Source organism: uncultured Psychroserpens sp., from assembly GCF_947492715.1.
Lineage (GTDB): Bacteria > Bacteroidota > Bacteroidia > Flavobacteriales > Flavobacteriaceae > Psychroserpens.
On record NZ_CANLNS010000038.1, the window covers coordinates 1 to 206 of the forward strand.

At 42.7% G+C, this 206-nt stretch carries 1 protein-coding gene; it reads right to left on the reverse strand.

Going from position 1 to position 206, the window contains the following annotated elements:
* A partial coding sequence (locus Q0787_RS19325) for a hypothetical protein (RefSeq protein WP_298905116.1) occupies window positions 1-188 on the reverse strand: 188 nt, incomplete at its 3' end.
* Window positions 189-206 lie beyond the last annotated feature (18 nt).

Consider the following 206-nt stretch of genomic DNA (forward strand, 5'->3'; position numbering starts at 1 on the left):
GTCCAAGTTCTTGTAATTGTTTGCGTGTTTCCACAAGCATCAACAGCAGTATCAGCAAAAGTAACTGTTACATTACCGCAAGAATCTGTAGCTGTAGCACTACCAGTAGCGGCAGGATCAGTACTTTCAGTACATTCCACTGTAGCATCAGCAGGCAATGTTAATGTTGGCGCAGTAGTATCTACCACTGAAATCGTTTGAGTATC